Here is an 8,699-nt window from a genome sequence, read left to right on the forward strand (position 1 = left end):
CTCCTGCCTTTAAATTATTCCACCATATATCTTATTGAACATTAGTAGTTCAATAAGCATATATTGTTGACATATCCTGTACATATAACGGATAGAATACATATCCTTCGTATTTGTTGCTGACTGCTACCAGATTTGCCAAATCCTGAATATATACATTTGCTGCTTTCTCGGCAAGAATGGCTTCCAGCTTTTTATAAAGCTCCGTCTGCTTCGTCTCATCTGTAGTAGTAATTGCTTCTTTAAATATTTTATCGTATTCTTCATCACTAAAGTTGATAAAGTTACCGGACGCACCGGATGTAAACCGTTCCAGCATTGCACGGGCAGACAGATTCGCCGCATCTACTCCGACTACGGTAGACTGGTACTGGCGGTTTGCATAAACATCTTCCAGCCATGCTTCCCATTCAATCGGTTTAATCGTTGCATTGACACCAATGTTCTTCAACTGTTCCACAATCACCTGGGCAGTATCCACATGAGGCTGGTCTGCTGAACTAACCGTAATTTCCAAATCAAACCCATCCGGGTAACCAGCTTCTTTCAGCAGTTCTTTTGCCTTCTCATAATCCTGCTCATAGTAATTTGCATATTCATCGTCATAGTACTTCTTCAGCCCCGGATACATGCTTGTTCCGATACGCACGCCTTTTCCGTCTGCCATCATATCCATAATTTCATCAGGATTAATAGCATAAGACAATGCCTGCCTTACTTTTTCGTTATTCAGCGGCTCCACGTCATTATTCAGGTATAATGCCTGTACCAGATTCATCGTCCCTTCTTCAATATGGAAGCCTTCTGTCAGTTCTGCGGCCTGGCTGGAGGTCAGACGCGCCGCCATATCAATAGATCCGCCTTTCAGGTTCGTCACCACCATGTCTGCATCCGCTACAACCTTAAACTCCACCTTATCCAGGTGTGCCTTTTCACCCCAATAGTCTTCATTTTTCTCCAGAATAATATTCTCCTGGGGGCTGCGTGACACATACTTAAATGGTCCCGTTCCCACAGGCGCTGTTTCAAATGAATCATAATCTTTAGGAATAATTGCAGTCGTCATGTAAGCGAGAAATTCTGTATTTGGCTCTGTAAGACGGATTTCCACTGTTTTATTATCCAGGATATTCACAGCCTCAATAATAGAATACGCTGATACCAATGGCTCCCCATTTGATGTATCAGCGCATCTGTCTATTGAATATTTCACATCTTCCGCCGTAACATCATTCCCATTATGAAACTTCACCCCATCCCGCAAAGTAAACGTATATATCTTTGCATCATCGGAAATCTCATAATCGCTGGCTACGGCTCCAACTAAATTACCGTCTTTATCCGGCTTTATCAAGCCTTCATAAATATTAAATAAAACCTCTTTTGTTCCTGCCGCAACTGCTTTATGTGGGTCAAGACTGTCCAAATCCTGGGAAATACCAACCTTGATACTTCCTCCCTCGACTGGGTTTCCTGAAAGTTTATTTGACCCGGCTGACGATTCTGCCTTCTTCTCACCTGAACACCCGCTCAGTGCAATAGATGCAGCTACTGTGAGTACCAAAAGAGTCCGTGTTACTCCTTTTTTCATAATTGTCTCCTTTTTCAAATAACCTTCATTATTAAATTGTCGTTTTTTATTTTATAGGATTTGCTGCTGTTTGGCAAGCATCTATTCTAAAAATTCTTTCAGTTCCGTCATGAATGTATTCACATCTTTGAACTCTCTGTACACAGAAGCAAACCTGACATAAGCAACCGGATCCAGCTCTTTCAGCTTGTCCATCACAATTTCACCAATCAGACTGCTGGGAATTTCCTTTTCTTCTCTGTTGAAAATTTCCAGCTCAAGGGCATCAATTGTTTTCTGAATTTCCGCTGCTGAAACAGGCCGCTTGTAGCAGGCCCTCAATATTCCTGATTCAATCTTGGCACGGTCATATTGTTCCCGGTTATTATCTTTCTTGATGACAATCAGCGGAATCGTCTCAACCTTTTCATAGGTTGTGAAACGCTTTCCGCACTCGTCACAAGAACGTCTTCTGCGGATAGAATTTTTATCCTCCGCTGGTCTCGAATCGATTACCCTGGTATCAGGGTTGCCACAATAAGGACATTTCATGATATATTCCGCCTTTCATCCTGATTCTTTCCTCATTATACACAATATCTAGTATTTTTGCAAAAACTTTTCCTCACGGATTTCTACCAGAATTATATCAGGCCCTATCTTCTTAATACACTCCCAGGGAATAACATATTCGCTGTCTGTTCCTAAAAAACCGCATATTTTAGCCGGACCCGGAATAATAATACACTCTACCTTGCCGTCCTTAATATCAATCCCTACATCCACAACACAGCCAAGCCTCTTGCAGTCACATACATTAATAACCTCTTTTTCCCTTAATTCGCATAATCTCATATTCTCACCTCAACATAAAATCTAGTCTGCCAGACTTGCGCCTGCGGTCTCTGCATTAGAGGCACCTTCCTCTTCCACCGCAGCGTGCATCCACCGGAGGTTTTTTGCTTTGCCGAAAAATGGAATGTTTTCCTGCAAAACAAAAATGCCTGCATATAGCAACAGCTTCTCTTACTGTTACTGTATGCAGACATCTCATCATGCGTGCTAAATCGCCATTACTTTTTCACTTTCAAATGCCTTGGCTATGACACCAACCAAAACAGCTCCTAAGACGAGTGTTATACCCAGAGTCATCCCATAATGCATCATTGTAACTTCCTGGGTCAATATACCCTGCAAGGTCAGGGAAGTATTATAAATTGGTACCATATAAGACCACTCCTGGGGTGCCTTTGTCGTAAACATTGTGGTAATTCCCAATACCAGAATTAACATATAAACGGGCATAACATAAGAACTTGCTTCCTTTACCGTCTTGGCAAATACCGAAAACAGAACAATGATTGCCGAATATAGGAATGCGATTGCAATAAGCAGTGCAGCCAGCATCGCGATCTGCTTAGGATTTAATGTAAGATTCAGACCCAGGCCGCCCTGCCCCATCATCTGCGGCATAAACGCAACCATAGCTCCTACGTAAATGACCGAAGACACACCGGAAATAGTCATCAGGGCAAACACTTTTCCCAAAACAATGGCGCTTCTTTTCACAGGAGACACCAAAAGACTTGCCATCGTGCCCCGCTCCTTTTCTCCTGCTACCATATCTGTTCCAATTCCCATTGCCCCGGCAAATAAAAGGATTGTTACAAAGTAAGGAAGCATCATACCCAGCATTTTGCCGCCTGCTTTTTCCTCATCCTGAATAATCATATCCGGGTTATCCGAGTTTACTGTAAATACAGACAGGCTTGCCATGTTATCCACACGCTGGGATAAAAGCGCCTGACGGTACACTTCTAAAGCTCCCGTTGAAATAGCATCGTATGCAGCGCTTGAATAGTCTTCAGAGGGATTATAATATGTCTTAATCTGCGGGACTACATCACCGGCTTGATAACCTGAGACCATATTTGCAAAATCTTCCGGGAACTCAATCAGTAAATCCGCATCTCCATTTTTAATCATCTCTTTTGCACTCTCCCAGTCATTCACTGCAAAAATTTCACAATTTTTATCCACTGTTTTGATGAACTCTTCAAATCCTGCGGGAGCATTCTGAATATAAACAATGGAATTGTGAGCCTTCACATCCTCCTGGGCGCTGCTGCTCAGATGGCTGACCAGTGTCATAATACCAATCATAATAATGACCGGAAGAAGAAAAACAGAGAAAATCATCTTTCTGTCCCGGAACACTCTCGTCAGTTCTTTACCGAATATTTGACTGATTCCACTCATTTTACTTTCCTCCCTTCTTATTTCTATAAAGTTCAAAGAAGGCATCTTCCAAATCTCCCGTATTTGTCTCGTGAAGAATTTCCTCCAGATTTCCTTCTGCCACTTTACTGCCGTCAATAATGATTCCTATCCTGTCACAGATTTTTTCCGCCTCAGACATAACATGAGTAGATATAATTACCAGCTTTCCCTCATTCTTAAGCTTTTTCAAATAATCTGTCACGCTTCTGGCGGTAACTACATCCAGCCCATTTGTCGGCTCATCAAAAATCACAATTTCAGGGTCATGCACCAGACAGACTGCAATAGCCGCCTTCTGTGCCATACCTGTGGACAGCTCTTTTATCTTTTTATGGGAGAAATCCTTAATCTCAAAATAGGAGAATAACTCTTCCTTTCTGGCCTTTAATTTCTCTTCTGGGATATTATGAATTCTACCGAAAAAGTCAAACATATAATCTACAGAAAACTGTGGGTCCAGTTTGATATCTCCCGTCAAAAACCCAATTTTCCCTCTTACTTTCTCCGGTTCCTTCTGCACTTCATGGCCGGATACATATATCTCTCCCTTTGTAGGCTTAATAATTGTGGAAATACAGCGCAGTGTTGTAGTCTTGCCTGCTCCATTCGGTCCCAGAAGTCCATATATCTCTCCTGGTTTTGCTGTCAGGCTCAAGTCATCAACTGCAGTCTTCATTGGATTTGTTGTCTTAGACTCCTTCATCTGCTTTTTATTTAATTTATAAATCTTCGTCAGGCCCTTGATTTGTATCATACTTTCCCTCCTCGCTTTATTTTCACGAAAGCAACGAGCCGAGTGGACATGCTTACATGTACATTTGGCGACTGCCCGTGAGGTCAAATACCCCGCAGCTTGCTATGGGGTATTTAACCTGTACCATTGTGTTAATACAACTATATATCCTTACTATTTATTTGTCAATATGAACATTTTCCCTCATCCACCCTTTTCTTCTCACTTAAAATAGAATACAATAGTAGAAAACAAGGAGGATTCATCTATGAAAGAAACTATATTACTATTTCACATACCGGACAAAGAAACACTTTTAAAAATTGAGATGGCACTGTTCCCCCTCCGTGTGCGTATGAAACATGTTAAACCGGAAGACTATCACCAGCCTCTTGGTGTGCTGGCGGGCATAAAAGATGCAGTTCCTGCCGAAGGCACTTACAGCGGCGGAGAACTTCCCGACACTATGATTGTATTCGCCTTTTTTGAGGACAAACGTCTGGACCAGGCGCTGGCTGCTCTCCGAAAAAGCGGTGCCGGTCTCCTTCCTTATAAAGCAATCCTGACTCCGACCAATCAGTTCTGGACAGCCCATGAATGCTTTGAAGAAATCAGACAGGAGCACAAAGCTATGAATCCTTAGGGAATCATAGCTTTTTTTCATAATATTTTTTAAGAATCACCGACAGAACAGAATACACCATTACAACTGCCCATGTTGACCAAAAAACTGCCATATTAAAAAATCCCGACACCAGCATGACTATATAACATATTCCAGTCACGATTATACCAGACCAATACATAGACTTTTGCGTAATCATATGATTTCTCTCATCAGATACTTTCAGACGCTCTGCACGCAGCAGCTTTTCATCTTTAATCAGCTTTCTTGCCTTCCAGATATGCCTTATCCCAAAGAAAAGAATCGCAGCTCCGGTTCCTGCAAATACACCGCTTAAAAAGCTTCCCCTCAGCCCATTTCCTATTATCGCCCAAAGTACTGCAACCACAATTGTTGCTATGCCTACAGCACATACTACTATATCTATCTTGATTCCGGATATCATCTTATCCCTGTATTCCTCATCTGTTTTCGCTCCCTGTTCCAAAGCCCTTATTAGCATATATTCTCCTCCTCCAAATTAAAAATAAAGATGTCTTCAATCTTCATCCCAAAATACTGGGCAATCTTATGTGCCAGAATAAGTGATGCATTATATTTCCCATTTTCCAGGGAAATAATCGTCTGACGCGTTACCTCCACTGCATCTGCCAGCTCATTCTGAGTGATCTTCCGCTCCTTCCGCAGCTGCTGGATTTTATTTTCCAAAAACATTCCTCCTTCTGTGTTTCAACAAAATGTATGGTTCGCTTTACATTTTTAGTATAGTACGCTTTACAATTAATGTCAAGTTTATTTTACATTTTTCAAAGAGAACTCAAAGGGGACAGTCCCTTTTGAAGTCGGTTTTCAGAATATTCTGACAACGGAGTGCAAAAGGGACTTTCCCCTCTGAAAAAACTTTTGTCAAAAAAGCTTTCCCAAATTCGTTATACTATATAAGAGAGTGATATCACCTCACTTACTTCAATAAGTGCGCACTTATTACCATTGTCCTAAATAGCAGTCACCAGATTTACTGCTATCTGCTATAGGAACCATAACATAAACATGAAAGGAAACAGTATGGGGGAGATGACAAATGAAAGAATCTTAGAAAAACTCTATGATACGTATGCTGGAGCGGTATATAAAATAGCCTATTCTATTTTACAGGATAAGGGGCAGGCCGAGGATTTGGTCCATGATACCTTTATAAAATTAATCCCCAGGCTGCAGACATTAACTGAAATCAACAGCGACCGTACGAAAAGCCACATTGGTGTTATCATCAAAAATGCAGCAATTGACCAGTATCGAAAGAATAAACGGGAGCGTAAAAATTGTACGATAGGATTAGATGAGGATATCCAAGGCTCCAGGGTCACTGCCATGACTACCATTATATCAGCAGAGGATAGAGTGTTTCTGAAACACTTGCTTGGAAAATTGGACAACAAGCAGCGGGAAATCATTAAGCTACATTGTTTTTATGGATTGAATTACAAAGAAATCGCAGATGTTTTGGGCATTAGCGAAACCGCGGCCGGAAAACGATTCGAGCGGGCAAAAGCAAAAGTAAAATCCATTGCCAAAATAAAGGAGGACACTTTTTAATGAAGAGGGAAGATTTATTTTACACACTGGGGCTGGAAGAAACTTTAGAAGAACTGGAAGATAAAAATACTGAAGAATTTGACGGACAAGAGGAACTCAAAAGAGAATTACTGTTGAAATTGCAGAAAAATACAACACCACGCAAAAAACAGATCGTGGGGAGTAAAAAAGGGGCAACGAAAAAACGGATGGTACTCATTGCCGCTATTATTGCCTCGTTAGCTATATCTCTAACAACATTGGCAGCAATCAAGGGTTTTATGTATAATGAAAAGCTGGAAGGCAACGGCAATTACGAACTGGCTATTCAGGAAAACAAAGAAAAACCTGCCTCTAAGACTATAGTGACGCATGTAAAAGTAACGAAAGCTAATTATGTTCCTCCTGGATATGTGATAAATGAAGAAGAGCTGAAGCAAGATGGGAAATTTATGATGTATAAAGAGGGAGAGGAGCCGTATGGTCTAAGCGGTATCACGGTTTTTGGAGACGCCATAAGAGAAAATACCATAACAATGGCCAACGTAACCGCCTCTGAAAATATCATGTTAGGAAATATCCCCGGAAAGCTTCTTACAACATTTTCGCAAGATGGAAGTACCGGATATGATGTTTTAGCCTTTCACGAAGAAGAGGGCTACTTCATAACCGTTTTTGGAATGCAAAGCGGCTTATCACCAGAAGAATTAAAGAAAATCGCGGAAAATATCGTCGTCGAGGTAACAAAAGAAACTCTGGATGCAGATACCGCAGCACAGCTAGAGGAGATAAAAAAACTGCAAAATAAAGACTTTGAAATGCCACAAATCAGAATAACAGCGGAAAATATTGTGAACATCGGTGATATGGTACAAAGTCTATGGGCTCAGGACACCCAGATGATGAAGGAATGGGCTCAGAACATGACGGAGGAGGAATTGGCAGCTGCATTCAAGGTTATGTATAGTATAGATAGCGCAGAGGTGTCCGATACACTGCCCAGCGTGGATTTAAATACAGGATATGTCAGTGAATATTTGACTGAACATATGAATGATGATACCACTTTGAAGTCTGTAAACACTTCCTATGCGAAAATGAATTCTAGTACAGGAAACATAGATGTCATCACTGAAAAACACGAAGGAAGATATATAAAGGCAACTGTAACCTTATATAATCCAACCAGCGTGGAAATTAATGATTATTACTACATGGCATTCCTTAATTTCCTGGAACAAAATAAAGACGGAACGTGGACAACTCCAAATGATGACCTTGCCTATTTTACTGAACCTGTATATTTAAGTTTTCAAGACTATCCTGGTAAGAGTGCATATAGAATGAACTTCAAACCTGGGGAAAAAAGGACCATTACGGCTGTTTATACTGTAGACTCCAAACTCGTAGATCAAGCATACTTGATGGTTAGCACAGGAGGCGATGCCGGAGATGGAAAATGTTGGAATCATTTCATTAAGGTTCAATAACTGTTCAGAATATTCTGACAGTGAGTAGCAAAGGGGACTGTCCCTTTTGTAGTCCGAATTCAGAATATTCTGGGGTTTGTCAAGTAAAATGTGTAAATTTTGATTTTTTATAATACCGGTGTTCATGCACCGGTATTTTCATGAGTTCAGCCTTGCTTTCTCCCCGTCAACGGGGGCGGCCCATTTTAGGGTACCACAATCAGACCATCCGTATATGATGGTGGTTGTTAGATTCTTAGACTCTTTCATATTTTCGAATTCTTGGCTGGATTTTCGGATCTACATCCAACTGGTTTCTCACCAGTGCCCAGCTATGTACATGACCTCCTTCCCATTTCTTATATAGCTCTGTTATTCGCAGATACAGCAGTTTTAGCAATGCGTTCTCGTTCGGAAATGCTCCCTGTTTTGTTACCTTGCGGAAAC

At 41.1% G+C, this 8,699-nt stretch carries 10 protein-coding genes and 1 pseudogene; 3 read left to right on the top strand and 8 right to left on the bottom strand.

Annotated features, from left to right (window positions below):
* Window positions 1–49 precede the first annotated feature (49 nt).
* The 5 genes from A8805_RS21050 to A8805_RS21070 all read right to left on the bottom strand — a co-directional run bounded on the left by A8805_RS21050 (window position 50) and on the right by A8805_RS21070 (window position 4,604).
* Window positions 50–1,591: an ABC transporter substrate-binding protein gene (locus tag A8805_RS21050; RefSeq protein WP_109714678.1), complete on the bottom strand. Its 1,542-nt coding sequence runs from the start codon at window positions 1,589–1,591 to the stop codon at window positions 50–52.
* Between the two features lie 81 nt (window positions 1,592–1,672).
* The gene (gene nrdR / locus A8805_RS21055) at window positions 1,673–2,122 is read right to left on the bottom strand and encodes a transcriptional regulator NrdR (RefSeq protein WP_109714679.1); all 450 of its coding nucleotides are present in this window, start codon (window positions 2,120–2,122) and stop codon (window positions 1,673–1,675) included.
* Window positions 2,123–2,170: 48 nt separating this feature from the next.
* The gene (locus A8805_RS21060) at window positions 2,171–2,425 is read right to left on the bottom strand and encodes a YlmC/YmxH family sporulation protein (RefSeq protein WP_109714680.1); all 255 of its coding nucleotides are present in this window, start codon (window positions 2,423–2,425) and stop codon (window positions 2,171–2,173) included.
* Between the two features lie 207 nt (window positions 2,426–2,632).
* Complete coding sequence (locus A8805_RS21065; RefSeq protein WP_109714681.1) at window positions 2,633–3,829, bottom strand: ABC transporter permease; 1,197 nt, start codon at window positions 3,827–3,829, stop codon at window positions 2,633–2,635.
* Between the two features lies 1 nt (window position 3,830).
* Entirely contained in the window at window positions 3,831–4,604 is a 774-nt protein-coding gene (locus A8805_RS21070) for an ABC transporter ATP-binding protein (RefSeq protein WP_109714682.1), read from the bottom strand.
* 247 nt (window positions 4,605–4,851) lie between these two features.
* Here A8805_RS21070 and A8805_RS21075 point away from each other — a divergent pair, with 247 nt between their 5' ends.
* Complete coding sequence (locus A8805_RS21075; RefSeq protein ID WP_109714683.1) at window positions 4,852–5,226, top strand: DUF3783 domain-containing protein; 375 nt, start codon at window positions 4,852–4,854, stop codon at window positions 5,224–5,226.
* A gap of 4 nt (window positions 5,227–5,230) precedes the next feature.
* Here A8805_RS21075 and A8805_RS21080 read toward each other — a convergent pair whose 3' ends face one another.
* Window positions 5,231–5,710, bottom strand: a complete 480-nt coding sequence (locus tag A8805_RS21080) for a hypothetical protein (RefSeq protein ID WP_109714684.1) — start codon at window positions 5,708–5,710, stop codon at window positions 5,231–5,233.
* Complete coding sequence (locus tag A8805_RS21085; RefSeq protein WP_420319484.1) at window positions 5,704–5,922, bottom strand: helix-turn-helix transcriptional regulator; 219 nt, start codon at window positions 5,920–5,922, stop codon at window positions 5,704–5,706. Before A8805_RS21085 ends, A8805_RS21080 begins: the two co-directional genes overlap by 7 nt.
* A gap of 336 nt (window positions 5,923–6,258) precedes the next feature.
* Here A8805_RS21085 and A8805_RS21090 point away from each other — a divergent pair, with 336 nt between their 5' ends.
* Both A8805_RS21090 and A8805_RS21095 read left to right on the top strand, forming a co-directional pair.
* Entirely contained in the window at window positions 6,259–6,804 is a 546-nt protein-coding gene (locus A8805_RS21090) for an RNA polymerase sigma factor (protein ID WP_109714686.1), read from the top strand.
* The gene (locus A8805_RS21095; protein ID WP_109714687.1) at window positions 6,804–8,273 is read left to right on the top strand and encodes a DUF4367 domain-containing protein; all 1,470 of its coding nucleotides are present in this window, start codon (window positions 6,804–6,806) and stop codon (window positions 8,271–8,273) included. The genes A8805_RS21090 and A8805_RS21095 overlap by 1 nt, the downstream gene beginning before the upstream one ends.
* A gap of 235 nt (window positions 8,274–8,508) precedes the next feature.
* Here A8805_RS21095 and A8805_RS21100 read toward each other — a convergent pair.
* Window positions 8,509–8,699: pseudogene (locus A8805_RS21100) on the bottom strand (IS256 family transposase); the annotation flags it as partial.

The sequence above is a fragment of the Faecalicatena contorta genome, assembly GCF_003149105.1.
Taxonomy (GTDB): domain Bacteria; phylum Bacillota; class Clostridia; order Lachnospirales; family Lachnospiraceae; genus Muricomes; species Muricomes contortus_C.